36 protein-coding genes are annotated in these 22,631 nt (G+C 57.1%); 2 read left to right on the top strand and 34 right to left on the bottom strand.

Annotated elements, in window-relative coordinates; all coding sequences use genetic code 11:
• The first annotated feature begins 8 nt into the window (after window positions 1-8).
• Window positions 9-293, top strand: a complete 285-nt coding sequence (locus M2396_RS21860) for a YciI family protein (RefSeq protein ID WP_101322328.1) — start codon at window positions 9-11, stop codon at window positions 291-293.
• Window positions 294-417: 124 nt separating this feature from the next.
• Here M2396_RS21860 and M2396_RS21855 read toward each other — a convergent pair whose 3' ends face one another.
• The 3 genes from M2396_RS21855 to M2396_RS21845 all read right to left on the bottom strand — a co-directional run bounded on the left by M2396_RS21855 (window position 418) and on the right by M2396_RS21845 (window position 3,047).
• A complete protein-coding gene (locus M2396_RS21855) occupies window positions 418-867 on the bottom strand; it encodes a hypothetical protein (protein WP_259078777.1) in 450 nt (149 codons plus the stop codon).
• Between the two features lie 209 nt (window positions 868-1,076).
• The gene (locus tag M2396_RS21850) at window positions 1,077-1,643 is read right to left on the bottom strand and encodes a single-stranded DNA-binding protein (protein WP_101322330.1); all 567 of its coding nucleotides are present in this window, start codon (window positions 1,641-1,643) and stop codon (window positions 1,077-1,079) included.
• A gap of 9 nt (window positions 1,644-1,652) precedes the next feature.
• Window positions 1,653-3,047, bottom strand: coding sequence for an MFS transporter (locus tag M2396_RS21845; RefSeq protein ID WP_101322331.1), 1,395 nt, complete (start codon window positions 3,045-3,047; stop codon window positions 1,653-1,655).
• A gap of 129 nt (window positions 3,048-3,176) precedes the next feature.
• On the opposite strand from M2396_RS21845, the gene uvrA reads away from it, so the two are divergent.
• The gene (uvrA, locus tag M2396_RS21840) at window positions 3,177-6,011 is read left to right on the top strand and encodes an excinuclease ABC subunit UvrA (protein ID WP_259078776.1); all 2,835 of its coding nucleotides are present in this window, start codon (window positions 3,177-3,179) and stop codon (window positions 6,009-6,011) included.
• Window positions 6,012-6,086: 75 nt separating this feature from the next.
• Here uvrA and bfr read toward each other — a convergent pair whose 3' ends face one another.
• The 31 genes from bfr to M2396_RS21685 all read right to left on the bottom strand — a co-directional run.
• Entirely contained in the window at window positions 6,087-6,551 is a 465-nt protein-coding gene (gene bfr / locus M2396_RS21835; protein ID WP_101322333.1) for a bacterioferritin, read from the bottom strand.
• Window positions 6,552-6,712: 161 nt separating this feature from the next.
• Entirely contained in the window at window positions 6,713-8,152 is a 1,440-nt protein-coding gene (locus tag M2396_RS21830) for a catalase (RefSeq protein WP_259078774.1), read from the bottom strand.
• Between the two features lie 170 nt (window positions 8,153-8,322).
• Window positions 8,323-8,709 carry a 50S ribosomal protein L17 gene (rplQ, locus tag M2396_RS21825; RefSeq protein ID WP_003255451.1) on the bottom strand — a complete coding sequence of 129 codons (387 nt, stop codon included), beginning with the start codon at window positions 8,707-8,709 and terminating at the stop codon, window positions 8,323-8,325.
• Window positions 8,710-8,751: 42 nt separating this feature from the next.
• Window positions 8,752-9,753 carry a DNA-directed RNA polymerase subunit alpha gene (locus M2396_RS21820; protein WP_003255452.1) on the bottom strand — a complete coding sequence of 334 codons (1,002 nt, stop codon included), beginning with the start codon at window positions 9,751-9,753 and terminating at the stop codon, window positions 8,752-8,754.
• A 22-nt stretch (window positions 9,754-9,775) separates the two neighbouring features.
• The gene (rpsD, locus tag M2396_RS21815; protein WP_101322335.1) at window positions 9,776-10,396 is read right to left on the bottom strand and encodes a 30S ribosomal protein S4; all 621 of its coding nucleotides are present in this window, start codon (window positions 10,394-10,396) and stop codon (window positions 9,776-9,778) included.
• A gap of 15 nt (window positions 10,397-10,411) precedes the next feature.
• Window positions 10,412-10,801 (bottom strand): 30S ribosomal protein S11, encoded by a 390-nt coding sequence (rpsK, locus tag M2396_RS21810; protein WP_012270237.1) that lies wholly within the window; start codon window positions 10,799-10,801, stop codon window positions 10,412-10,414.
• Between the two features lie 30 nt (window positions 10,802-10,831).
• Window positions 10,832-11,188: a 30S ribosomal protein S13 gene (gene rpsM, locus M2396_RS21805; protein ID WP_101322336.1), complete on the bottom strand. Its 357-nt coding sequence runs from the start codon at window positions 11,186-11,188 to the stop codon at window positions 10,832-10,834.
• A gap of 131 nt (window positions 11,189-11,319) precedes the next feature.
• Complete coding sequence (gene rpmJ / locus M2396_RS21800; RefSeq protein WP_011531897.1) at window positions 11,320-11,436, bottom strand: 50S ribosomal protein L36; 117 nt, start codon at window positions 11,434-11,436, stop codon at window positions 11,320-11,322.
• 28 nt (window positions 11,437-11,464) lie between these two features.
• A complete protein-coding gene (secY, locus tag M2396_RS21795; RefSeq protein ID WP_101322337.1) occupies window positions 11,465-12,796 on the bottom strand; it encodes a preprotein translocase subunit SecY in 1,332 nt (443 codons plus the stop codon).
• Window positions 12,797-13,231, bottom strand: coding sequence for a 50S ribosomal protein L15 (rplO, locus tag M2396_RS21790; RefSeq protein ID WP_010220318.1), 435 nt, complete (start codon window positions 13,229-13,231; stop codon window positions 12,797-12,799).
• Between the two features lie 3 nt (window positions 13,232-13,234).
• On the bottom strand, window positions 13,235-13,414 hold the full coding sequence (gene rpmD / locus M2396_RS21785; RefSeq protein ID WP_101322338.1) for a 50S ribosomal protein L30: 180 nt from the start codon (window positions 13,412-13,414) through the stop codon (window positions 13,235-13,237).
• On the bottom strand, window positions 13,414-13,914 hold the full coding sequence (rpsE, locus tag M2396_RS21780) for a 30S ribosomal protein S5 (protein ID WP_003255465.1): 501 nt from the start codon (window positions 13,912-13,914) through the stop codon (window positions 13,414-13,416). Before rpsE ends, rpmD begins: the two co-directional genes overlap by 1 nt.
• Window positions 13,915-13,917: 3 nt before the next feature.
• Window positions 13,918-14,268 carry a 50S ribosomal protein L18 gene (rplR, locus tag M2396_RS21775; RefSeq protein ID WP_029614571.1) on the bottom strand — a complete coding sequence of 117 codons (351 nt, stop codon included), beginning with the start codon at window positions 14,266-14,268 and terminating at the stop codon, window positions 13,918-13,920.
• Between the two features lie 10 nt (window positions 14,269-14,278).
• Window positions 14,279-14,812 (bottom strand): 50S ribosomal protein L6, encoded by a 534-nt coding sequence (gene rplF / locus M2396_RS21770; protein WP_003255469.1) that lies wholly within the window; start codon window positions 14,810-14,812, stop codon window positions 14,279-14,281.
• 12 nt (window positions 14,813-14,824) lie between these two features.
• Window positions 14,825-15,217, bottom strand: a complete 393-nt coding sequence (gene rpsH / locus M2396_RS21765) for a 30S ribosomal protein S8 (protein ID WP_101322339.1) — start codon at window positions 15,215-15,217, stop codon at window positions 14,825-14,827.
• A gap of 203 nt (window positions 15,218-15,420) precedes the next feature.
• Window positions 15,421-15,726 carry a 30S ribosomal protein S14 gene (gene rpsN, locus M2396_RS21760; RefSeq protein WP_101322340.1) on the bottom strand — a complete coding sequence of 102 codons (306 nt, stop codon included), beginning with the start codon at window positions 15,724-15,726 and terminating at the stop codon, window positions 15,421-15,423.
• Between the two features lie 13 nt (window positions 15,727-15,739).
• A complete protein-coding gene (gene rplE, locus M2396_RS21755) occupies window positions 15,740-16,279 on the bottom strand; it encodes a 50S ribosomal protein L5 (RefSeq protein WP_101322341.1) in 540 nt (179 codons plus the stop codon).
• Between the two features lie 20 nt (window positions 16,280-16,299).
• The gene (gene rplX, locus M2396_RS21750) at window positions 16,300-16,614 is read right to left on the bottom strand and encodes a 50S ribosomal protein L24 (protein ID WP_003255476.1); all 315 of its coding nucleotides are present in this window, start codon (window positions 16,612-16,614) and stop codon (window positions 16,300-16,302) included.
• A gap of 11 nt (window positions 16,615-16,625) precedes the next feature.
• A complete protein-coding gene (gene rplN, locus M2396_RS21745; RefSeq protein ID WP_011063774.1) occupies window positions 16,626-16,994 on the bottom strand; it encodes a 50S ribosomal protein L14 in 369 nt (122 codons plus the stop codon).
• A 23-nt stretch (window positions 16,995-17,017) separates the two neighbouring features.
• The gene (gene rpsQ, locus M2396_RS21740) at window positions 17,018-17,284 is read right to left on the bottom strand and encodes a 30S ribosomal protein S17 (RefSeq protein ID WP_101322342.1); all 267 of its coding nucleotides are present in this window, start codon (window positions 17,282-17,284) and stop codon (window positions 17,018-17,020) included.
• Window positions 17,285-17,286: 2 nt separating this feature from the next.
• Window positions 17,287-17,478, bottom strand: coding sequence for a 50S ribosomal protein L29 (rpmC, locus tag M2396_RS21735; protein WP_002555481.1), 192 nt, complete (start codon window positions 17,476-17,478; stop codon window positions 17,287-17,289).
• Entirely contained in the window at window positions 17,478-17,891 is a 414-nt protein-coding gene (gene rplP / locus M2396_RS21730) for a 50S ribosomal protein L16 (RefSeq protein ID WP_009397508.1), read from the bottom strand. Before rplP ends, rpmC begins: the two co-directional genes overlap by 1 nt.
• A 12-nt stretch (window positions 17,892-17,903) precedes the next feature.
• Window positions 17,904-18,590, bottom strand: coding sequence for a 30S ribosomal protein S3 (rpsC, locus tag M2396_RS21725; RefSeq protein ID WP_003255481.1), 687 nt, complete (start codon window positions 18,588-18,590; stop codon window positions 17,904-17,906).
• Between the two features lie 13 nt (window positions 18,591-18,603).
• Complete coding sequence (gene rplV / locus M2396_RS21720; RefSeq protein ID WP_003103908.1) at window positions 18,604-18,936, bottom strand: 50S ribosomal protein L22; 333 nt, start codon at window positions 18,934-18,936, stop codon at window positions 18,604-18,606.
• 11 nt (window positions 18,937-18,947) lie between these two features.
• Window positions 18,948-19,223: a 30S ribosomal protein S19 gene (rpsS, locus tag M2396_RS21715; RefSeq protein ID WP_002555486.1), complete on the bottom strand. Its 276-nt coding sequence runs from the start codon at window positions 19,221-19,223 to the stop codon at window positions 18,948-18,950.
• A gap of 16 nt (window positions 19,224-19,239) precedes the next feature.
• On the bottom strand, window positions 19,240-20,064 hold the full coding sequence (gene rplB / locus M2396_RS21710) for a 50S ribosomal protein L2 (protein WP_101322343.1): 825 nt from the start codon (window positions 20,062-20,064) through the stop codon (window positions 19,240-19,242).
• A gap of 14 nt (window positions 20,065-20,078) precedes the next feature.
• The gene (gene rplW / locus M2396_RS21705; RefSeq protein ID WP_010220306.1) at window positions 20,079-20,378 is read right to left on the bottom strand and encodes a 50S ribosomal protein L23; all 300 of its coding nucleotides are present in this window, start codon (window positions 20,376-20,378) and stop codon (window positions 20,079-20,081) included.
• Entirely contained in the window at window positions 20,375-20,977 is a 603-nt protein-coding gene (gene rplD, locus M2396_RS21700; RefSeq protein WP_101322344.1) for a 50S ribosomal protein L4, read from the bottom strand. The genes rplW and rplD overlap by 4 nt, the downstream gene beginning before the upstream one ends.
• A gap of 12 nt (window positions 20,978-20,989) precedes the next feature.
• Complete coding sequence (gene rplC / locus M2396_RS21695; protein WP_101322345.1) at window positions 20,990-21,625, bottom strand: 50S ribosomal protein L3; 636 nt, start codon at window positions 21,623-21,625, stop codon at window positions 20,990-20,992.
• Between the two features lie 81 nt (window positions 21,626-21,706).
• Window positions 21,707-22,018, bottom strand: a complete 312-nt coding sequence (rpsJ, locus tag M2396_RS21690; RefSeq protein WP_003186070.1) for a 30S ribosomal protein S10 — start codon at window positions 22,016-22,018, stop codon at window positions 21,707-21,709.
• A 142-nt stretch (window positions 22,019-22,160) separates the two neighbouring features.
• A partial coding sequence (locus tag M2396_RS21685) for an EF-Tu/IF-2/RF-3 family GTPase (RefSeq protein ID WP_259077910.1) occupies window positions 22,161-22,631 on the bottom strand: 471 nt, incomplete at its 5' end.

Below are 22,631 nucleotides of genomic sequence, written 5' to 3'. Positions count from 1 at the left end.
ACTGAACCATGCAATTTGCGCTTATCGCCTACGATTATGACGATGCCCTTGAACGCCGCCTGCAGTGCCGTGAAGAGCATGTGGCGCGCTTGCACGCGCTGGCCGCCAGTGGCAATTTCCTTGGCGGCGGAGCACTGCTCAACACCGAGGGCAAGATGATCGGCTCCAACGTGCATGTCGCTTTTGAGTCCCGCGCCGCACTCGATATCTGGCTGCAGAGTGAACCCTACCTTGAGCAGAAGGTGTGGGAAAAGGTCGAAGTGCTGGAAATCAAGCGACTGCAGATTGGTTGAAGCTGATCGGCAGCGTGTTTGAAGTCTAAATTGCATGATCCCAAAAGGCCCTCGGCGCGTTGCAGCGCTGGGGGCCTTCGCTACTCCAGACAAGCGCGGGATTCCAAGACGCTCAGCAAGCGAATCATTGATTCAATGTAATCTCAAATTTATCTTCACCCAGGTGAGTGATCTTGACGGTATTAGACACATCCTGACCGTCTTCAGACTTTAACTGATAGTTGGCCTGCAAATAGGACTCGTAGGTCATGATTTCCTTCGAACCCAACTTGCTGCCCACAGCCATGCACACACTACCAATCGTTGCGATAGGCCCCGGATAGATCTGTATATACTCGAATAACGTCGGCCCAGCCATGCTGTTATACGTTATGGTTTCCGGGCCGAAGATCATGGTGATGACACCGATGGCTGTCACGAGAAAGCCCACGCCTACCAACAGCCAGTAGGCATACACTGCGCCGCCCTCCTCAGCGTTGACGTATGCCTGATAGGCATCGACAAAGCCGGCAACGCAATACTCGCTTTGCGAGTCTTTGATTGTAATTCGACTTGAAGAAATGATGTCCTGCATGGGCCCGCTCCTTGAAAAAGCGGATTGTACTTAATAAATTCGGGCATTGATTACCAAGCAAGCAACCTCAGAAACTTCCTACACTAAAAGTTATCTTTGAAGCACACCTGCAACTTTCACTAACAAACCATCGAAACATTGACATCGAGTCAATAAAAAAGCCCGCAGCATAAGATGCTGCGGGCTTTTTATTACGACAAGACTATTGATTAAAACGGAATATCGTCATCAAAGCTGTCGAAGTCAGCCGCCGGCTGTGGCGCTGGCTGTTGCGGCGCCGGGCGCTGCTGAGCCTGCTGCGGGCGTGGTGCCTGCTGACGCGGTGCCTGCTGCTGTGGCTGCTGGTTGTACTGCTGTGGCTGACCACCGCCCTGGTTGTAGTTGTTACCACCACCCTGGTTGTACTGATCACCGCCGCCTTGTTGGTTCTGCGGACGGCCGCCGAGCAGCTGCATGGTGCCTTGCATGTCGACGATGATTTCAGTGGTGTAGCGCTTGATGCCGTCTTTTTCCCACTCGCGGGTCTGCAGCTTGCCCTCGATGTAGACCTGGGAACCCTTGCGCAGGTACTCACCGGCGATTTCGGCAACTTTGCCGAACATCGACACACGGTGCCACTCGGTACGCTCGACCTTCTGACCGGACTGCTTGTCGGTCCACTGCTCGCTGGTGGCCAGGCTCAGGTTGGTCACGGCGTTACCGTTGGGCAGGTAGCGGACTTCGGGATCCTGACCACAGGTACCGACCAGAATGACTTTGTTAACCCCACGGGCCATAACGTTCTCCTAGGCTTCGCACGCCGATGAGGCTGGATTTACCAGACGCTCGAGGGTCGCACGGTCCAAAATTTTCGTATCCAGTTTGATATAGATGGCGGCTTCTTCTGCCACCACCACGGCGTCGGTCACACCCGGCACGGCCATCAGGCGTTCGGTCAACCCGGCTTCCCGGACCGCCTCAGGCGTCAGTGGCATGCGCAGGCTGGTCACATAGGGCGGCTCGTTCATGTTCAAGGCGACGACCAACCACACAGCACACAGCAGCGCACAACCGACGAACACCATGCCCAGACCACCATGCTGGAATAACCAGCCACCGATGATTCCTCCCAGCGCGGCACCGAGGAACTGGCTGGTGGAATAAACCCCCATGGCCGTTCCCTTGCCGCCGGCGGGCGACACCTTGCTGACCAGCGAAGGCAAGGATGCCTCCAGCAGGTTGAAGGCAGTAAAGAATATCACGGTGCCGATCACCAGTCCGTGCAAGTTGTCAGCCCACTGCCAGAAGAACACCTCGACCAGCAGCAGAACGCTCACCGCACCGAGCAACACACGCTTCATCTTGCGCTTTTTTTCGCCGTAGATAATGAACGGCACCATTGCAAAAAATGAGACGAACAACGCGGTCAGGTATACCCACCAGTGTTCTTCCTTGGGCAGGCCGCCGCGCTCGACAAAGGCTAAGGGCAGCGCAACGAAGCTGGCCATGAGGATCGCATGCAGGACGAAAATACCCACGTCCAGGCGCAGAAGGTCCGGATGGCGCAGGGTTGGGCCGATGGCCTTGCGCGCCACCCCCGACTCGCGGTGCTGCAGGGTGCTGTGCGCATGCGGCACGAAGAAGGCCACCAGCAGGATGCCGACCAGGGCAAGTCCTGCAGTCGCGAGGAACAATCCCGACAAACCAAACGCGCGCGTCAACAATGGCCCCACAACCATTGCCACGGCAAACGACAAACCGATGCTCATGCCGATCATGGCCATGGCCTTGGTCCGGTGCTGTTCTCGGGTCAGGTCGGAGAGCAGCGCCATGACCGCTGCCGAGATCGCCCCGGCGCCCTGCAGAATGCGCCCGGCGATCACGCCCCAGATCGAGTCGGCCTGGGCTGCCAGCACACTGCCGAGGGCGAAGATGATCAGCCCAAGGTAGATCACCGGGCGCCGGCCGATGCGGTCGGAGATCATCCCGAACGGGATCTGCAGCACCGCCTGGGTCAGGCCGTAGGCACCGATGGCCAGGCCGATCAGCGCAGGCGTGGCGCCGGCCAGGTCCATGCCGTAGGTGGCAAGTACCGGCAGCACCATGAACATGCCCAGCATACGAAAGGCAAAGACCAGGGCCAGGCCACCGGCGGCGCGAGTCTCGCTACCACTCATGCGCTCGTTGTGGGTGTCGTGCATGGATAAACCTCGTGTGAACCGGCGGCGATTCTATCAGTCCCACGCCTTGACGGCATATACGCGACGCTTTGCCGCGTAATGGCAGCGCGCCGTATACTTCTATGTTTATGCCCGCCAAGCGAGGCCGCAGTGGACAAGATTCTGATTCGTGGGGCACGTACCCACAACCTGAAGAACATCGACCTGACCCTGCCCCGGGACAAGTTGATCGTGATCACCGGTTTGTCCGGTTCCGGCAAGTCATCGCTGGCTTTCGACACCCTCTACGCCGAGGGTCAACGCCGTTATGTCGAGTCGTTGTCGGCTTACGCCCGGCAATTCCTGTCGATGATGGAAAAGCCCGACGTCGACACCATCGAGGGCCTTTCCCCGGCAATCTCGATCGAGCAGAAATCAACCTCGCACAACCCGCGCTCGACGGTCGGCACCATTACCGAAATCTACGACTACCTGCGTCTGCTGTATGCACGGGTAGGTACCCCGCGCTGCCCGGACCATGACATCCCGCTGGAAGCGCAAACGGTCAGCCAGATGGTCGACCTGGTGCTCGAGCAACCTGAGGGCAGCAAGTTGATGCTGCTGGCGCCGGTCATCCGCGAGCGCAAGGGCGAGCACCTGGCGGTGTTCGACGAGCTGCGCGCGCAGGGCTTTGTGCGCGTGCGGGTCAACGGCAAGCTGTACGAGATGGACGAGCTGCCGACCCTCGAGAAACAGAAAAAACACAGCATCGATGTCGTGGTCGACCGTTTCAAGGTCCGCAGCGACCTGCAGCAGCGCCTGGCCGAGTCGTTCGAGACAGCGCTGAAGCTGGCTGACGGCATTGCCCTGGTCGCGCCGATGGACGATGAGCCCGGCGAAGAAATCATCTTCTCTGCGCGCTTTGCCTGCCCGGTCTGCGGCCATGCCATCAGCGAGCTGGAACCCAAGTTGTTCTCCTTCAACAACCCGGCTGGCGCGTGCCCGACCTGCGATGGCCTGGGCGTGAAGCAATACTTCGACACCAAGCGCCTGGTCAACACCGAGCTGACCCTGGCCGAGGGCGCGATCCGTGGCTGGGACCGGCGCAACGTGTACTACTTCCAGATGCTTGGCTCGCTTGCCGCGCATTTTGGCTTCAGCCTGGAACAACCGTTCGCTGAACTGGCAGCAGAGGATCAAAAGATCATTCTGCAGGGCAGCGGCAAGCAGAACGTCGACTTCAAATACCTGAATGACCGTGGCGATATCGTCAAGCGCTCGCACCCGTTTGAAGGCATCGTGCCGAATCTGGAGCGACGTTACCGCGAGACCGAGTCGGCCACGGTGCGTGAAGAGCTGGCCAAGTTCCTCGGTACGCAGCCATGCCCGGACTGTCGCGGCACGCGCCTGCGCCGTGAGTCGCGGCATGTATGGGTTGGCGAGAAAACCCTGCCAGCGGTGACCAACCTGCCGATTGGCGATGCCAGCACCTACTTCAGCGAGCTGACCCTGACCGGTCGCCGCGGCGAGATCGCTTCGAAGATCCTCAAGGAGATTTGCGAGCGTCTGCAGTTTCTGGTCAACGTCGGCCTTGATTACCTGACCCTGGATCGCAGTGCCGACACCCTCTCCGGCGGCGAAGCGCAGCGTATTCGCCTGGCCAGCCAGATCGGCGCGGGCCTGGTCGGCGTCATGTATATCCTCGACGAGCCTTCGATTGGCTTGCATCAGCGCGATAACGACCGCTTGCTCGGCACGCTCAATCACTTGCGCGACCTGGGCAACACGGTGATTGTGGTGGAGCACGACGAGGACGCCATTCGCCTGGCTGACTACGTTGTCGACATCGGCCCGGGCGCTGGTGTACATGGTGGCCAGATCGTTGCCGAGGGCACGCCACAGGAGGTCATGGACCACCCTGATTCGCTGACCGGTGCCTACCTGTCCGGGCGCAAGAAGATCGCTGTGCCGGCCAAGCGCACCCCCCGTGACAAGAAGCTGTCGCTCAAGCTCAAAGGCGCGCGTGGCAACAACCTGCAGAACGTCGATCTGGAAATCCCGATAGGCTTGCTGACTTGCGTGACCGGTGTCTCCGGGTCGGGCAAGTCGACGCTGATCAACAACACGCTGTTCCCGCTGGCGGCGACTGCGCTGAACGGCGCTACCAGCCATGAGGCCGCCGCACACAGCAGCATGGACGGCCTGCAGCATCTGGACAAAGTGGTCGACATCGACCAGAGCCCGATTGGCCGCACCCCACGCTCCAACCCGGCGACCTATACCGGCATCTTCACGCCGGTGCGCGAGCTGTTTGCAGGGGTGCCCGAGTCGCGTGCGCGCGGTTATGGTCCGGGACGGTTCTCGTTCAACGTCAAGGGCGGCCGCTGCGAAGCGTGTCAGGGCGATGGCCTGATCAAGGTCGAGATGCACTTCCTGCCGGACATCTACGTGCCCTGCGACGTGTGCAAGAGCAAGCGCTACAACCGCGAGACGCTGGAGATCAAGTACAAAGGAAAGAACATCCACGAGGTGCTGGAAATGACCATCGAGGATGCCCGCGCATTCTTCGATGCAGTGCCGGCGCTGGCGCGCAAGCTGCAGACGCTGGTGGATGTCGGCCTGTCGTACATCAAGCTTGGTCAGTCGGCCACGACCCTCTCCGGGGGCGAGGCGCAGCGGGTCAAGCTATCCCGTGAGCTGTCCAAGCGCGATACCGGCAAGACGCTGTACATCCTCGATGAACCGACTACCGGCCTGCACTTCGCCGATATCCGGCAGTTGCTCGATGTACTGCACCGCTTGCGCGATCACGGCAACACCGTAGTGGTGATCGAGCACAATCTGGACGTGATCAAGACCGCCGACTGGCTGGTCGACCTCGGCCCGGAGGGCGGCTCCAAGGGCGGCCAGATCATCGCGGTGGGTACGCCTGAAGAGGTGACCAATATGAAGCAGTCGTATACCGGCCGCTACCTCAAGCCGTTGCTGGAGCGTGACCGGGCGTAAGCCTACAAAAAAAGCCCCCGGTAGCGAGCTACCGGGGGCTTTTTTACAACCATGCAGCCCGTTACGGCAAGCTGATTACATCTGCGATTGCAGGTAGTTCTGCAGGCCGATGACCTTGATCAGACCCTGCTGCTTTTCCAGCCAATAAGTGTGATCTTCTTCGGTATCTGCCAACTGCTGACGCAGGATGTCGCGGCTGATGTAATCCTTGTGCGTTTCGCACAATTCAATACCTTTGCACAACGCTGCGCGCACCTTGTACTCGAGGCGCAAGTCGGCTGCGAGCATTTCCGGCACAGTGGTGCCCACGTCCAGATCATCCGGACGCATGCGCGGGGTGCCTTCCAGCATGAGAATGCGGCGCATCAGGGCGTCGGCGTGTTGCGCCTCTTCTTCCATTTCATGGTTGATGCGCTCGTAGAGCTTGGACAAGCCCCAGTCTTCGTACATGCGCGAATGAATGAAATACTGATCACGTGCTGCCAGCTCGCCGGTGAGCAACGTGTTGAGGTAATCGATTACGTCCGGGTGACCTTGCATCGCCCTGGTTCTCCATGTGAAAGCGCTATGTGCATAGTGTGAACCAGGACTGCTGCAAGGTCACTGAAAAACGCGCAATAACATGCAAAAAAACGCCTAAACAGTAGTGATATTCATTGAAAAACCGCCCAAATGAGGGCGGTTCTACTTATCATTCCGACTCAGGCGAGATTCAGCCCCAACGCCTTGGCAATTCCTTCGCCGTAGGCTGGATCTGCCTTGGAGAAGTGCTGCAACTGGCGCATCACCACAACTGCGCTGACACCTGCCATGGTGCCGGCAATGTTGTTGATCAGCAGTGTTTGTTGCTCAGGGCTCATCAAGCGGAACAAGGCGCCGGCGTGGCTGTAGTAATCGCCGTCCTCACGGTGGTCGTGACGATCGGCTGCGCCGTTCAGGGCAAGCGCCGGTTCGGCATGCTGCGGCGACTGCTTGGGCGCATCGCTGTAGCTGTTCGGCTCGTAGTTAGGCGCACTGCCATAGCTACCGGAAGCCATAGCGCCATCGCGCTGGTAGCTGTGCACCGGGCTGCGAGCGGCGTTGACCGGCAGATGCTGGTGATTGGTGCCTACGCGGTAGCGGTGCGCATCGGCATAGGCAAACACACGCCCCTGCAGCATCCGGTCTGGCGACAGGCCGACACCTGGAACCATGTTGCTCGGGCCGAAGGTGGCTTGCTCGACTTCGGCAAAGTAGTTGAGCGGGTTGCGGTTGAGTTCAAGCACGCCAACCTCGACCAACGGGAATTCCTTCTGCGACCAGGTCTTGGTCACATCGAAAGGATTCTCCGCTCGATTGGCTGCCTGCTCCTCGCTCATGACCTGAATGCACACAGTCCAGCGCGGATAGTCACCGCGTTCAATCGCCTCGAACAGGTCACGCTGGGCGTAATCAGGGTCAGTACCCGCCAGGCGAGCTGCTTCGGCCGGTGCCAGGTTCTTGATGCCCTGCTGAGTCTTGTAGTGCCATTTGACCCAGGTGCGCTCACCGCTCGCGCTGATCAGGCTGTAGGTATGGCTGCCGAAGCCGTGCATGTGACGGTAGCCGTCCGGGATACCCCGATCAGAGAACAGGATCGTGACCTGGTGCAGCGCCTCAGGCGAATGCGACCAGAAGTCCCACATCATCTGGGCGTTCTTCAGGTTGCTCTGCGGATGGCGCTTCTGCGTGTGGATGAAGTCAGGAAACTTCAGGGGGTCGCGGATGAAGAACACCGGGGTGTTGTTGCCCACGATGTCCCAATTGCCTTCCTCGGTGTAGAACTTGAGCGCGAAGCCACGCGGGTCACGTTCGGTGTCAGCCGAGCCGCGCTCGCCACCTACAGTGGAGAAGCGCAAAAAGGTCTCGGTTTGCTTGCCAACCTTGTCGAACAATTTGGCACAGGTGTAGCGGGTGATATCGCGGGTTACGGTGAAGGTACCGTAGGCGCCCGAGCCCTTGGCGTGTACACGGCGCTCAGGGATGTTCTCGCGGTTGAAGTGGGCGAGTTTTTCCAGCAGGTGGAAGTCGTCAAGCAGTAGCGGGCCGCGAGGGCCGGCCGAACGGGAATTCTGGTTATCAGCTACAGGTGCACCGCTGGCGGTGGTAAGAATCTTGCTCATGGGCTCTCCTTGACGGTCTTGATCTGCCGTTTGTCGGCTTGCGGACAGTATCGGGGAGCGGCATGCCAAGAGCTAATTCATTGATCGAGTTGAGGCGATAGGAATTAACAATAATTACAGAAACAAAAAACCGGGCACTAGGCCCGGTTTTTTGTAGCAGACAGAACGTCTTACTCGGCAGCTTCTACAGCACCACCGACTGGACGATCAACCAGCTCGACGTACGCCATAGGCGCATTGTCGCCAGCGCGGAAACCGCACTTCAGGATACGCAGGTAGCCGCCCTGACGGGTGGCGTAGCGCTTGCCCAGATCGTTGAAGAGCTTGCCAACAGCGGATTTCGAACGGGTACGGTCGAAAGCCAGACGACGGTTGGCTACGCTATCTTCCTTGGCCAGGGTGATCAGCGGCTCGGCAACGCGGCGCAGTTCCTTGGCTTTTGGCAGAGTAGTTTTGATCAGCTCGTGCTCGATCAACGACACTGCCATGTTCTGGAACATAGCCTTGCGGTGAGAGCTGGTACGGCTCAGGTGACGTCCACTTTTACGATGACGCATGATTCATTCCTTACCAAACACTACGTTCGGTGATTACGACGATCAGGCAGTCGCCTTGTCGTCCTTCTTAAGACTTGCAGGCGGCCAGTTGTCGAGGCGCATGCCGAGGGACAGACCACGGGAAGCCAAAACGTCCTTGATTTCAGTCAGGGACTTCTTGCCCAGGTTAGGAGTTTTCAACAGCTCTACTTCGGTGCGCTGAATCAGGTCGCCGATGTAGTAGATGTTCTCCGCCTTGAGGCAGTTGGCAGACCGTACGGTCAGTTCCAGGTCGTCAACCGGACGCAGCAGGATCGGATCGATCTCGTCTTCCTGCTCGACCACTACCGGCTCACTGTCACCTTTGAGATCCACGAACGCGGCCAGCTGCTGTTGCAGGATGGTCGCGGCACGACGGATTGCCTCTTCTGGGTCCAGAGTACCGTTGGTTTCCAGATCAATGACCAGCTTGTCCAGGTTGGTACGCTGCTCAACACGGGCGTTTTCGACCACATAGGCGATACGACGCACCGGGCTGAACGAAGCGTCCAGCTGAAGACGGCCAATGCTGCGGCTTTCATCTTCGTCAGTCTGACGAGAGTCGGCCGGCTCGTAACCGCGACCACGAGCTACAGTGAGCTTCATGTTCAGGGCGCCGTTGGACGCCAGGTTCGCGATTACGTGATCGGGGTTGACGATCTCGACATCGTGATCCAGCTGAATATCGGCAGCGGTAACCACCCCCGAACCCTTTTTCGACAAGGTCAGCGTAACTTCGTCACGACCGTGCAGTTTGATAGCCAGGCCTTTCAGGTTCAACAGGATTTCAATTACGTCTTCCTGTACACCTTCGATCGCGGAGTACTCATGGAGTACGCCATCGATCTCGGCCTCGACTACTGCACAGCCAGGCATGGAGGACAACAGGATGCGGCGCAGCGCGTTGCCCAGGGTATGGCCGAAACCACGCTCGAGAGGCTCGAGCGTAATCTTGGCGCGGGTCGGACTGACTACCTGCACATCAATGTGGCGGGGAGTCAGGAACTCATTTACCGAAATCTGCATGGATGCACCTATTTTCTAGCCCTTACTTGGAGTAGAGCTCGACAATCAGGTTTTCGTTGATGTCGGCAGACAGGTCGCTGCGAGCAGGAACGTTCTTGAAAACGCCCGACTTTTTAGCAGCATCCACGTCTACCCACTCAACGCGGCCGCGCTGAGAGCACAGTTCAAGGGCTTGAACAATGCGCAGCTGGTTCAGCGATTTCTCACGAACCGAGACCACGTCACCCGGACGAACTTGGTAAGATGGAATGTTTACAGTCTTACCGTTGACGCTGATCGCTTTGTGCGAAACCAGCTGACGCGACTCGGAACGAGTCGAGCCGAAGCCCATACGGTAAACGACGTTATCCAGACGGCACTCGAGCAGTTGCAGCAGGTTCTCACCAGTTGCGCCTTTTTTCGAGGCTGCAGCTTGGTAGTAACCGCGGAACTGACGCTCCAGAACACCGTAGATACGACGGACTTTTTGTTTCTCGCGCAGCTGGGTACCGTAGTCGGACTGACGGCCACGGCGCTGGCCGTGGATACCTGGGGCTGCTTCGATGTTGCACTTCGATTCCAGAGCGCGAACGCCGCTCTTCAGGAAAAGGTCAGTGCCTTCACGGCGAGACAGTTTGCATTTTGGACCAATGTAACGTGCCATTTATCTGTCTCCTGATTACACGCGACGCTTCTTCGGCGGACGGCACCCGTTATGCGGGATTGGCGTCACGTCGGTGATGCTGGCGATCTTGTAGCCGCAGCTGTTCAAAGCACGAACGGCGGACTCACGACCTGGACCTGGACCCTTGACGTTTACGTCGAGGTTTTTCAGACCGTATTCCAGCGCAGCTTGACCAGCTCGTTCAGCAGCAATCTGAGCTGCAAACGGGGTGGATTTGCGCGAACCACGGAAACCCGAACCACCGGACGTTGCCCAGGACAAAGCATTGCCCTGACGGTCGGTGATGGTCACGATGGTGTTGTTGAAAGACGCGTGGATGTGGGCGATGCCATCAACCACTGTCTTTTTGATTTTTTTACGAGGACGAGCAGCAGGTTTTGCCATGTCTATTTTCCTGTCGATTCGCTGGTGCGATTACTTGCGGATCGGCTTACGCGGGCCCTTACGGGTGCGTGCATTGGTCTTGGTGCGCTGACCGCGAACCGGCAGACCTTTACGATGGCGCAGACCGCGGTAGCAGCCCAGGTCCATCAAGCGTTTGATCTTCATGTTGATGTCACGGCGCAGATCACCTTCAGTGGTGAACTTGGCGACTTCGCTACGCAGCGTTTCAATCTGCTCGTCGCTCAGATCCTTGATCTTTGCGGCTGGGTTAACCCCAGTGTCTGCACAAATCTTCTGTGCAGTTGTGCGACCGACACCATAGATGTAGGTCAGCGAGATAACAGTGTGCTTGTTATCTGGAATGTTGACGCCTGCAATACGGGCCATTCAGTGGGACTCCAATTGACAGCTACCTACGCCCCGGAAGCCAAGAAATAGGGCGCGAGATAATATCGCTGTAGAAACAATTAATCAACCCAGCAGCGCACTAGCTGCTGGGCTTGTAGCGCGGATCACACTCAGCCTTGGCGCTGCTTGTGACGCGGTTCCGCGCTGCAAATTACTCGCACGATACCTTCGCGGCGAATAATCTTGCAGTTACGGCACAGCTTTTTCACCGATGCACGAACTTTCATGACCAACTCCTCGAACCTTAGGGGCCTGTCAGCGCAGCAAGCTGCTGCCGCCATAGCCTTTCAGGTTGGCTTTCTTCATCAGGGATTCGTACTGGTGCGAAACGAGGTGGGATTGTACTTGGGACATGAAGTCCATCACAACCACTACCACGATCAACAACGACGTCCCGCCGAGATAGAACGGCACGTTTGCAGCCACCACAAGGAACTGGGGCAGAAGGCATACGGCCATCATGTAAAGAGCACCGAACATGGTCAGACGAGTCAGAACGCCATCAATGTAGCGCGCCGACTGCTCACCAGGACGGATACCCGGAATAAAGGCACCGGACTTCTTCAGGTTTTCCGCTACGTCTTTCGGGTTGAACATCAACGCTGTGTAGAAGAAGCAGAAGAAAATGATCCCTGCACTAAACAGCAAAATGTTCAACGGCTGACCAGGAGCGATCGACTGCGAGATGTCTTGCAGCCAGCCCATACCTTCGGACTGACCGAACCAGGCACCCAGCGAAGCCGGGAACAGCAGAATGCTGCTGGCGAAAATAGCCGGGATTACCCCTGCCATGTTCACCTTGAGCGGCAAGTGGCTGGTCTGCGCAGCAAAGACCTTGCGGCCCTGCTGACGCTTGGCGTAGTGAACGGCGATTCGACGCTGACCACGCTCAATGAACACCACAAAACCGATAATCGCTACTGCCAGCAAACCGATAGCGACCAGGGCGAAAATGTTGATATCGCCTGTGCGCGCAGACTCGAAAGACTGCCCGATTGCTCTCGGAAGACCGGCAACGATACCCGCGAAAATCAACATCGAGATACCGTTGCCCACACCGCGCTCGGTAATCTGCTCGCCCAGCCACATCATGAACATTGCGCCTGCCACGAAGGTGGAGACGGCAACCACATGGAAGCCAAGGCTTGCAGAGAACGCCACGCCCTGGTTGGCCAAGCCAATGGACATGCCAATCGCTTGAACCAATGCCAGGATTACAGTGAGGTAGCGGGTGTACTGGCTGATCTTGCGACGGCCAGCTTCACCTTCCTTCTTCAACTGCTCCAGCTGTGGGCTGACAGCGGTCATGAGCTGCATGATGATCGATGCCGAGATGTACGGCATGATCCCCAGTGCAAAGATGCTCATGCGCTCCAGCGCACCACCGGAAAACATGTTGAACAAGCTAAGAATGGTCCCCTCATTCTGTCGAAACAGATCCGCCAGACGGTCCGGGTTGATGCCAGGCACCGGGATATGCGCACCTATCCGATAGACGATGATCGCCATGAACAGAAAGCGCAGACGAGCCCAGAGTTCCGACATCCCGCCCTTACCGAGCGAAGAGAGAGCACCTTGCTTAGCCATTTATTCCTCGAATTTGCCGCCAGCTGCTTCGATAGCCGCACGCGCACCTTTGGTGGCTGCGATGCCCTTGATGGTAACTGCGCGAGTGACTTCGCCAGACAGCATGATTTTCACACGCTGTACGTTCTGGTTGATCACGTTGGCATCCTTCAAGGATTGCACGGTGACAACATCGCCTTCCACTTTGGCCAGCTCGGACAGACGCACTTCTGCGCGGTCCATGGCTTTCAGCGAAACGAAGCCGAATTTCGGCAGACGACGGTGCAGCGGCTGTTGACCGCCTTCGAAGCCCGGAGCGATGGTGCCACCGGAACGGGAGGTCTGACCTTTGTGGCCGCGGCCACCAGTCTTACCCAAACCGCTACCGATACCACGACCCGGACGATGCTTCTCGCGACGGGAACCCGGCGCTGGACTCAGATCATTGAGTTTCATCGATTAACCCTCGACGCGCAGCATGTAGTAAGCCTTGTTGATCATCCCGCGATTCTCGGGAGTATCAAGTACTTCTACGGTGTGACCAATGCGACGCAGACCCAGGCCTTTAACACACAGTTTGTGGTTAGGCAGACGGCCGGCGGTGCTTTTGATCAGCGTGACTTTAACGGTGGCAGCCATTAGAAGATCTCCTCAACGCTCTTGCCGCGCTTGGCAGCAATGGATTCAGGAGATTGCATGGCCTTCAGACCCTTGAAGGTGGCGTAAACCACGTTCACTGGGTTGGTCGAACCGTAGCACTTGGCCAGAACGTTCTGGACACCAGCAACTTCCAGGACAGCACGCATAGCGCCGCCAGCGATGATACCGGTACCTTCGGAGGCAGGCTGCATGTAAACCTTCGAGGCGCCGTGGGCGGCCTTGGTGGCGTACTGCAGAGTGGTGCCTTTCAGGTCAACCTGAATCATGTTGCGACGGGCAGCTTCCATGGCTTTCTGAATCGCGGCTGGTACTTCGCGCGATTTGCCACGGCCGAAGCCTACACGGCCCTTACCATCACCAACCACGGTCAACGCGGTGAAGGTGAAGATACGGCCGCCTTTGACGGTTTTGGCTACGCGGTTAACTTGAACCAGCTTCTCGATGTAGCCTTCGTCGCGCTTTTGATCGTTATTTGCCATAACTTAGAACTCCAGCCCGCCTTCACGAGCAGCATCAGCCAGCGCTTTGACGCGGCCATGGTACTTGAAGCCGGAACGGTCAAAGGCAACTTGAGATACACCGGCGGCTTTCGCGCGCTCAGCTACCAGCTTGCCAACCTTAGTGGCCGCGTCGATGTTGCCGGTGGCGCCATCACGCAGGTCTTTGTCCAAGGTAGAGGCGCTTGCCAGAACCTTGCTGCCGTCGGCCGAGATGACTTGGGCATAAATGTGCTGCGAGGAGCGGAACACGCACAAACGCACGGCTTCGAGCTCGTGCATTTTCAGGCGTGCTTTGCGAGCGCGACGCAGTCGAGTAACTTTTTTGTCGGTCATTTGCTAGGCCCTACTTCTTCTTGGCTTCTTTACGACGGACGACTTCGTCCGCGTAACGCACACCTTTGCCTTTGTACGGCTCTGGTGGACGGAAGTCGCGGATTTCAGCGGCCACCTGACCTACCAGCTGCTTGTCGATGCCCTTGATCAGGATATCGGTCTGGCTAGGCGTTTCAGCGGTGATGCCGGCTGGAAGCTCGTAGTCTACTGGGTGAGAGAAGCCCAGAGCCAGGTTCAGGACGGTGCCCTTGGCCTGAGCCTTGTAACCAACACCGACCAGCTGGAGCTTGCGCTCGAAGCCTTGGCTTACGCCTTGGACCATGTTGTTCACCAGAGCGCGGGTAGTACCGGCCATGGCGCGAGCTTGCTGGTCACCATTGCGAGCGACAAAACGCAGCTCACCAGACTCTTCGGTAACTTCAACAGACGAATGAACGTTCAGTTCGAGAGTGCCCTTGGCACCCTTCACCGAAAGCTGTTGGCCGGCGAATTTGACTTCGACACCGGACGGCAGCTTTACGGGGTTCTTAGCGACGCGAGACATGCTTATCCCCCCTTAGAACACTGTGCACAGAACTTCGCCACCAACACCGGCGGCACGTGCAGCACGATCCGTCATCACACCTTTGTTGGTGGAGACGATAGACACGCCCAGACCGCCACGAACTTTCGGCAGATCTGTAACGGCCTTGTACTGACGCAGGCCTGGTCGGCTGGCGCGCTTCAGCTCTTCGATGACCGGACGGCCTTCGAAGTACTTCAGCTCGATCGACAGGGAGGGCTTGACTTCGCTGCTTACCTGGTAACCAGCGATGTAACCTTCGTCCTTCAGAACTTGGGCAACCGCAACCTTCAGAGTCGAAGAAGGCATGCTTACGACGGACTTTTCAGCCATCTGGGCATTACGGATGCGAGTTAGCATGTCCGCTAACGGGTCCTGCATACTCATGGGCTAGATGCTCCTGATACAAGAATTATTAGCCTCTCGGCTATCACAACCACCCAAGCACCCAGGACAAAAGACCCGGGCTCGGGTGAGCCGATCATTCTAGACACAACCTAGAAACGAAACAAGCCCCATATAGGGGCTTGTTTCGAAGCAAGGTCACCGGCGGTCGGAAGATTGCTCCCCTCCCGCCAGAACCCTGGTGCTTACCAGCTGGCTTTAACCAGACCTGGTACGTCACCACGCATTGCAGCTTGACGCAGCATGTTACGGCCCAGACCGAACTTACGGTATACACCGTGAGGACGGCCGGTCAGGCGGCAACGGTTGCGCAGACGAGCGGCGCTGGCGTCACGCGGCTGCTTTTGCAGTGCGACGACGGCGGCATAACGCTCTTCTGGCGATGCGTTCAGGTTGACGATGGTCGCTTTCAGCTCGGCACGCTTTTTGGCGTACTTGGCTACCGTGAGCTGACGCTTCAGCTCGCGGTTTTTCATGCTCTTCTTGGCCATTTTCCTACTCCAATCAGTTGCGGAACGGGAATTTGAATGCACGCAGCAGAGCGCGGCCTTCGTCATCCGAACGAGCAGTGGTGGTCAGGGTAATGTCCAGACCGCGCAGAGCATCGATCTTGTCGTAGTCGATTTCCGGGAAGATGATCTGCTCTTTCACGCCCATGCTGTAGTTGCCACGACCATCGAAGGACTTGGCATTCAGGCCGCGGAAGTCGCGAACCCGAGGCAGGGAGATCGCCAGCAGGCGGTCCAGGAACTCGTACATACGGTCACGGCGCAGAGTAACTTTAACGCCGATCGGCCAACCTTCACGAACCTTGAAACCCGCAATCGACTTGCGAGCGAAAGTCACGACCGGCTTTTGACCGGTGATCTTTTCCAGGTCGGCTACAGCGTTTTCGATGACTTTTTTGTCACCGACAGCTTCGCCCAGACCCATGTTCAGGGTGATCTTGGTTACGCGTGGAACTTCCATCACGTTCGCGAGCTTAAGTTCTTCCTTAAGCTTGGGAGCGATTTCGTTCCGGTAAATCTCTTTGAGTCGTGCCATTGTCTTCTACCTAGCAGTGTTCAAGCATCAACCGCTTTCTGGGTCGACTTGAAGACACGAATTTTCTTGCCGTCTTCAACCTTGAAGCCAACGCGGTCAGCCTTGTTGGTTTCACCATTGAAAATGGCAACGTTGGAAGCGTGCAGAGGCGCTTCTTTTTCGACGATACCGCCCTGTACGCCCGCCATCGGGTTAGGCTTGGTATGGCGCTTGACCAGGTTTACACCACCGATGACCAGACGGTCGTCAGCGAGAACCTTCAGCACCTTACCGCGCTTACCTTTGTCTTTGCCGGCGATCACGATGATCTCGTCGTCACGACGAATCTTTTGCATGTCGGATCTCCTTAGAGCACTTCAGGGGCGAGCGAGACGATCTTCATGAACTTCTCGTTGCGAAGTTCACGGGTCACTGGCCCGAAGATGCGAGTGCCGATCGGCTCTTGCTTGTTGTTCAGCAGAACAGCAGCGTTACCGTCGAAACGAATGATGGAACCGTCAGCGCGACGTACACCATGACGGGTACGTACGACTACGGCGGTCATCACCTGGCCTTTTTTGACCTTACCGCGCGGAATTGCTTCCTTGACGGTTACTTTGATGATGTCACCGATGCCGGCGTAACGACGGTGGGAACCGCCGAGAACCTTGATGCACATGACGCGACGAGCGCCGCTGTTATCGGCCACATCGAGCATGGATTGAGTCTGAATCATAAAATTTCTCCGACCCCTAGCCCTTAGACTTCAACAGCGCGTTCGAGGACTTCAACCAGTGCCCAAGACTTGGTCTTGGCCAGCGGACGAGTTTCGCTAATGGAAACTTTGTCGCCGATTTTGCACTGATTGGTTTCGTCGTGCGCGTGCAGCTTAGTCGAACGCTTAACGTATTTACCGTAGATCGGGTGCTTTACGCGACGCTCGATCAGAACGGTGATGGTCTTGTCCATTTTGTCGCTGACGACACGGCCAGTCAGCGTACGGACGGTTTTTTCAGCTTCAGCCATGATCACTTACCTGCCTGCTGGTTGAGCACAGTTTTCACGCGAGCGATGTCACGCTTAACTTGCGAGAGCAGGTGCGACTGCCCCAACTGGCCAGTTGCTTTCTGCATACGCAGATTGAACTGGTCGCGCAGCAGGCCGAGCAGTTGCTCGTTCAGCTGCTGTGCCGATTTTTCACGAAGTTCATTCGCTTTCATCACATCACCGTCCGCTTAACAAAGGAGGTGGCGAGTGGCAGCTTTGCAGCAGCCAAGGCGAATGCTTCGCGCGCCAGCTCTTCAGAAACACCCTCGATCTCATACAGGACTTTGCCTGGCTGGATCTGGGCAACCCAGTATTCCACGGAACCCTTACCTTTACCCATCCGCACTTCAAGAGGCTTCTTGGTAACCGGCTTGTCCGGGAACACACGGATCCAGATCTTGCCGCCACGCTTAACGTGACGAGTCAGAGCACGACGTGCAGACTCGATCTGGCGAGCGGTGAGGCGACCGCGGGCGACAGCTTTCAAGGCGAACTCGCCGAAGCTGACTTTGCTACCGCGCAGTGCCAGACCACGGTTGTGGCCGGTCATCTGCTTGCGGAATTTTGTACGCTTAGGTTGCAACATTTGGCGTACCCCTTACTTAGCAGCTTTTTTACGAGGCGCTGGTGCTTGTGGTTTCAGCTCTTCTTGGCGACCACCAATTACTTCGCCTTTGAAGATCCAAACCTTCACACCGATCACACCATAAGTGGTGTGAGCTTCGTAGGTGTTGTAGTCGATATCAGCACGCAGGGTGTGCAACGGCACACGACCTTCGCGATACCACTCGGTACGAGCAATCTCGGCACCGCCGAGACGACCGCTCACCTGGATCTTGATGCCCTTGGCACCAATACGCATGGCGTTCTGCACGGCGCGCTTCATAGCACGACGGAACATTACGCGGCGCTCCAGCTGCTGAGCTACGCTTTGCGCAACCAGCATGGCGTCGAGTTCCGGCTTGCGGATCTCTTCGATGTTGATGTGCACAGGCACACCCATCTGCTTGGTCAGGTCCTGACGCAGCTTCTCAACATCTTCACCTTTCTTCCCGATAACGATACCTGGACGAGCGGTGTGGATGGTGATGCGTGCAGTTTGGGCCGGACGATGGATATCGATACGGCTTACGGACGCGCTTTTTAGTTTGTCTTGGAGGTACTCACGAGTTTTCAGATCCTTCAACAGGTAATCTGCGTAAGTCGCGCCATCTGCATACCAGACGGACGTGTGCTCCTTGACGATTCCCAGGCGAATGCCAGTGGGATGTACTTTCTGACCCATCTGATCGACTCCGTTACTTGTCCGCAACCTTGACAGTGATATGGCAAGACCGCTTGACGATGCGATCAGCGCGGCCTTTGGCACGCGGCATGATGCGCTTCAGCGAACGCCCTTCGTTGACGAAAACGGTGGAGACCTTCAGGTCATCAACGTCTGCGCCTTCGTTGTGTTCGGCGTTGGCAACGGCCGACTCGAGGACTTTCTTCATGATTTCAGCGGCTTTTTTGCTGCTGAAGGCCAACAGGTTGAGCGCTTCGCCCACCTTCTTCCCGCGGATCTGGTCGGCGACCAAGCGGGCTTTCTGGGCGGAGATTCGAGCGCCCGACAACTTAGCGGCTACTTCCATTTCCTAACCCCTTAACGCTTGGCTTTCTTGTCAGCCACGTGCCCGCGATAAGTGCGGGTACCGGCGAACTCGCCCAGTTTGTGGCCGACCATGTCTTCGTTCACGAGAACTGGGACATGTTGACGACCGTTATGTACCGCGATGGTCAGACCGACCATTTGTGGCAGGATCATCGAACGACGCGACCAGGTTTTCACCGGTTTGCGATCATTCTTTTCCGCCGCCACTTCGATCTTCTTCAGTAGGTGAAGATCGATAAAAGGACCTTTTTTCAGAGAACGTGGCACTGTCGTATCCCTCTATTTACTTGCGACGACGGACGATCATTTTGTCGGTACGCTTATTACCACGAGTCTTCGCACCCTTGGTTGGGAAGCCCCATGGCGATACCGGATGACGACCACCGGAGGTACGACCTTCACCACCACCATGTGGGTGGTCAACCGGGTTCATGGCAACACCACGAACGGTTGGGCGAACGCCACGCCAGCGTTTGGCACCAGCTTTACCCAGCGAACGCAGGCTGTGCTCGGAGTTCGAGACTTCGCCCAGGGTCGCACGGCACTCAGCCAGGACTTTACGCATTTCACCAGAGCGCAGACGCAGGGTCACGTAGACACCTTCGCGGGCGATCAGCTGAGCCGAAGCACCAGCGGAACGAGCGATCTGTGCACCTTTACCCGGCTTCAGTTCGATGCCGTGAATGGTGCTACCTACTGGGATGTTGCGCAGCTGCAGGGAGTTACCGGCCTTGATTGGGGCCAGCGAACCTGCGATCAGCTGATCGCCAGCGCTCACGCCTTTAGGGGCGATGATGTAGCGACGCTCACCGTCTGCGTAGCACAGCAGGGCGATGTGAGCAGTACGGTTCGGATCGTATTCGATACGCTCGACAGTGGCTGGAATGCCATCTTTGTCGTTGCGACGGAAGTCGACCAGACGGTAATGCTGCTTATGACCACCACCCACGTGACGTGTAGTGATACGGCCATTGTTGTTACGACCACCAGACTTCGATTTCTTCTCGAGCAGCGGTGCGTGAGGAGCGCCTTTGTGCAGCTCCTTGTTGACCACCTTGACCACGAAACGGCGGCCAGGGGAAGTCGGTTTGCATTTAACGATTGCCATGATGCACCCCTTCCTTACTCAGCACTGCTGCTGAAATCGAGATCTTGGCCTGGCTGAAGGGAGACGATCGCCTTCTTCCAGTCATTACGCTTGCCCAGACCACGTGCGGTACGCTTGGTTTTACCCAATACGTTAACAGTCGACACGTTTTCGACTTTTACGCCGAACAGGCCTTCGACAGCTTTCTTGATTTCCAGCTTGGTTGCATCGGTAGCAACCTTGAATACGAACTGGCCTTTCTTCTCAGCCAGAACGGTAGCCTTCTCGGAAACGTGCGGGCCAAGGAGGACTTTAAATACGCGTTCCTGGTTCATCCCAGCAGCTCCTCGAATTTCTTCACGGCCGACACAGTGATCAACACTTTGTCATAGGCGATCAGACTGACCGGATCGGAACCTTGTACGTCACGAACGTCGACGTGCGGCAGGTTACGAGCAGCCAGGTACAGGTTCTGATCAACAGCGTCCGATACGATCAGGACGTCAGTCAGGCCCATGCCATTCAGCTTGTTCAGCAGATCTTTGGTCTTTGGCGCTTCAACAGCGAAGTCCTGGACAACGACCAGACGGTCGGTGCGCACCAGCTCAGCGAGGATGGAACGCATTGCTGCGCGATACATCTTCTTGTTGAGCTTCTGCGAGTGGTCCTGAGGACGAGCTGCGAAGGTGGTGCCACCGCCGCGCCAGATCGGGCTACGGATGGTACCAGCACGAGCACGACCAGTGCCCTTCTGACGCCATGGGCGCTTACCGCCACCGGATACGTCGGAACGGGTCTTCTGCTGCTTGGTGCCCTGACGGCCGCCGGCCATGTAGGCCACGACTGCTTGGTGAACCAGCGTCTCGTTGAATTCGCCACCGAAGGTCAGTTCGGAAACTTCGATCGCCTGAGCGTCATTTACGTTAAGTTGCATGTCAGTTTCCCCTTAACCGCGAGCCTTGACAGCTGGACGTACAACCACGTCGCCGCCAGTAGCGCCAGGAACGGCACCCTTGATCAGCAGCAGGTTGCGTTCAGCGTCTACGCGAACTACTTCCAGGGACTGCACAGTAACGCGCTCGGCGCCCATGTGACCGGACATTTTCTTGCCCTTGAACACACGACCAGGAGTCTGGCACTGGCCGATGGAACCCGGAACACGGTGCGATACGGAGTTACCGTGGGTGTTATCTTGGCCACGGAAATTCCAGCGCTTGATGGTACCGGCGAAGCCTTTACCTTTCGACTGACCGGTGACGTCTACCAGCTGGCCTGCAGTAAAGAGTTCAGCTTTGATCAGATCGCCAGCCTGGAAATCGCCTTCTTCAAGACGGAACTCCCAAACACCGCGACCAGCGGCAACGTTCGCCTTAGCGAAGTGACCTGCTTGAGCAGCAGTCACACGCGAAGCACGACGCTCGCCTACAGTGATTTGCACTGCACGGTAGCCATCAGTTTCTTCGGTTTTGAACTGGGTGACGCGATTCGGCTCGATCTCAACGACCGTGACCGGAATGGAGACACCTTCTTCGGTGAAAATACGGGTCATACCGCATTTACGACCGACTACACCAATAGTCATGTTGTAAACCTCATGAGTGTACGGGGCTTTCACCCGCTATGGCCGCCCATTTCAGAGCGTTACACGGTTAAGACCGAAGTCTTAGCCGAGGCTGATCTGTACTTCCACACCTGCCGCAAGGTCCAGCTTCATCAGCGCATCAACGGTTTTATCCGTTGGCTGGACGATGTCCAGAACGCGCTTATGAGTGCGGATCTCGTACTGGTCACGCGCGTCTTTGTTGACGTGCGGGGAGACCAGAACGGTGAAACGCTCTTTGCGAGTAGGCAGTGGAATTGGACCACGCACTTGTGCACCAGTACGTTTCGCGGTTTCCACGATTTCCTGGGTGGATTGGTCGATCAGGCGATGGTCGAAAGCCTTCAACCTGATACGGATTTGCTGATTTTGCATTGGATTTCAGACTCCAGGCTGTTCCCAACGGACGCACTACGCCCGCTAAAAGGAGGCGTGATTCTATAGACGGTCCGATTTTGTGTCAACCCAATAAAAAAGGCCCCCGCTGAGCGGAGGCCTTTTTTAACCGATCGAGTGATTACTCGATGATTTTGGCTACGACGCCGGCGCCGACGGTACGACCGCCTTCACGGATAGCGAAGCGCAGACCGTCTTCCATTGCGATGGTCTTGATCAGAGTGACTTCCATCTGGATGTTGTCACCTGGCATTACCATCTCAACGCCTTCCGGCAGCTGGCAGTTACCGGTCACGTCAGTAGTACGGAAGTAGAACTGAGGACGGTAGCCTTTGAAGAACGGAGTGTGACGACCGCCTTCTTCTTTCGACAGAACGTAAACTTCTGCGGTGAACTTGGTGTGCGGCTTGACCGAACCTGGCTTGACCAGAACCTGGCCACGCTCAACGTCGTCACGCTTGGTACCACGCAGCAGAACGCCACAGTTCTCGCCAGCACGACCTTCGTCGAGCAGTTTGCGGAACATTTCAACACCGGTGCAGGTGGTGGTGGTGGTGTCACGCAGACCAACGATTTCCAGGGCGTCTTGAAC

Origin of the sequence: Pseudomonas sp. BIGb0278, from assembly GCF_024809895.1 — a bacterium.
Classification (GTDB): Bacteria; Pseudomonadota; Gammaproteobacteria; order Pseudomonadales; family Pseudomonadaceae; genus Aquipseudomonas; species Aquipseudomonas shirazensis.
Note: the sequence above shows the minus strand (reverse complement) of the source record. Positions and strands in the feature narration are given on the sequence as shown.

Coding starts and splice junctions, on each gene's coding strand:
- M2396_RS21860 (WP_101322328.1), top strand. CDS start 9: ATGCAATTTGCGCTTATCGCCTACGATTATGACGATGCCCTTGAACGC.
- M2396_RS21855 (WP_259078777.1), bottom strand. CDS start 867: ATGCAGGACATCATTTCTTCAAGTCGAATTACAATCAAAGACTCGCAA.
- M2396_RS21850 (WP_101322330.1), bottom strand. CDS start 1,643: ATGGCCCGTGGGGTTAACAAAGTCATTCTGGTCGGTACCTGTGGTCAG.
- M2396_RS21845 (WP_101322331.1), bottom strand. CDS start 3,047: ATGCACGACACCCACAACGAGCGCATGAGTGGTAGCGAGACTCGCGCC.
- bfr (WP_101322333.1), bottom strand. CDS start 6,551: ATGCAAGGTCACCCGGACGTAATCGATTACCTCAACACGTTGCTCACC.
- M2396_RS21830 (WP_259078774.1), bottom strand. CDS start 8,152: ATGAGCAAGATTCTTACCACCGCCAGCGGTGCACCTGTAGCTGATAAC.
- rplQ (WP_003255451.1), bottom strand. CDS start 8,709: ATGCGTCATCGTAAAAGTGGACGTCACCTGAGCCGTACCAGCTCTCAC.
- M2396_RS21820 (WP_003255452.1), bottom strand. CDS start 9,753: ATGCAGATTTCGGTAAATGAGTTCCTGACTCCCCGCCACATTGATGTG.
- rpsD (WP_101322335.1), bottom strand. CDS start 10,396: ATGGCACGTTACATTGGTCCAAAATGCAAACTGTCTCGCCGTGAAGGC.
- rpsK (WP_012270237.1), bottom strand. CDS start 10,801: ATGGCAAAACCTGCTGCTCGTCCTCGTAAAAAAATCAAAAAGACAGTG.
- rpsM (WP_101322336.1), bottom strand. CDS start 11,188: ATGGCCCGTATTGCAGGCGTCAACATTCCAGATAACAAGCACACTGTT.
- rpmJ (WP_011531897.1), bottom strand. CDS start 11,436: ATGAAAGTTCGTGCATCGGTGAAAAAGCTGTGCCGTAACTGCAAGATT.
- secY (WP_101322337.1), bottom strand. CDS start 12,796: ATGGCTAAGCAAGGTGCTCTCTCTTCGCTCGGTAAGGGCGGGATGTCG.
- rplO (WP_010220318.1), bottom strand. CDS start 13,231: ATGAAACTCAATGATCTGAGTCCAGCGCCGGGTTCCCGTCGCGAGAAG.
- rpmD (WP_101322338.1), bottom strand. CDS start 13,414: ATGGCTGCCACCGTTAAAGTCACGCTGATCAAAAGCACCGCCGGCCGT.
- rpsE (WP_003255465.1), bottom strand. CDS start 13,914: ATGGCAAATAACGATCAAAAGCGCGACGAAGGCTACATCGAGAAGCTG.
- rplR (WP_029614571.1), bottom strand. CDS start 14,268: ATGACCGACAAAAAAGTTACTCGACTGCGTCGCGCTCGCAAAGCACGC.
- rplF (WP_003255469.1), bottom strand. CDS start 14,812: ATGTCTCGCGTCGCTAAGAACCCCGTAAAGCTGCCGTCCGGTGTCGAA.
- rpsH (WP_101322339.1), bottom strand. CDS start 15,217: ATGAGTATGCAGGACCCGTTAGCGGACATGCTAACTCGCATCCGTAAT.
- rpsN (WP_101322340.1), bottom strand. CDS start 15,726: ATGGCCAAGAAGAGCATGAAAAACCGCGAGCTGAAGCGTCAGCTCACG.
- rplE (WP_101322341.1), bottom strand. CDS start 16,279: ATGGCACGACTCAAAGAGATTTACCGGAACGAAATCGCTCCCAAGCTT.
- rplX (WP_003255476.1), bottom strand. CDS start 16,614: ATGCAAAAGATTCGTCGTGACGACGAGATCATCGTGATCGCCGGCAAA.
- rplN (WP_011063774.1), bottom strand. CDS start 16,994: ATGATTCAGACTCAATCCATGCTCGATGTGGCCGATAACAGCGGCGCT.
- rpsQ (WP_101322342.1), bottom strand. CDS start 17,284: ATGGCTGAAGCTGAAAAAACCGTCCGTACGCTGACTGGCCGTGTCGTC.
- rpmC (WP_002555481.1), bottom strand. CDS start 17,478: ATGAAAGCGAATGAACTTCGTGAAAAATCGGCACAGCAGCTGAACGAG.
- rplP (WP_009397508.1), bottom strand. CDS start 17,891: ATGTTGCAACCTAAGCGTACAAAATTCCGCAAGCAGATGACCGGCCAC.
- rpsC (WP_003255481.1), bottom strand. CDS start 18,590: ATGGGTCAGAAAGTACATCCCACTGGCATTCGCCTGGGAATCGTCAAG.
- rplV (WP_003103908.1), bottom strand. CDS start 18,936: ATGGAAGTAGCCGCTAAGTTGTCGGGCGCTCGAATCTCCGCCCAGAAA.
- rplB (WP_101322343.1), bottom strand. CDS start 20,064: ATGGCAATCGTTAAATGCAAACCGACTTCCCCTGGCCGCCGTTTCGTG.
- rplW (WP_010220306.1), bottom strand. CDS start 20,378: ATGAACCAGGAACGCGTATTTAAAGTCCTCCTTGGCCCGCACGTTTCC.
- rplD (WP_101322344.1), bottom strand. CDS start 20,977: ATGCAACTTAACGTAAATGACGCTCAGGCGATCGAAGTTTCCGAACTG.
- rplC (WP_101322345.1), bottom strand. CDS start 21,625: ATGACTATTGGTGTAGTCGGTCGTAAATGCGGTATGACCCGTATTTTC.
- rpsJ (WP_003186070.1), bottom strand. CDS start 22,018: ATGCAAAATCAGCAAATCCGTATCAGGTTGAAGGCTTTCGACCATCGC.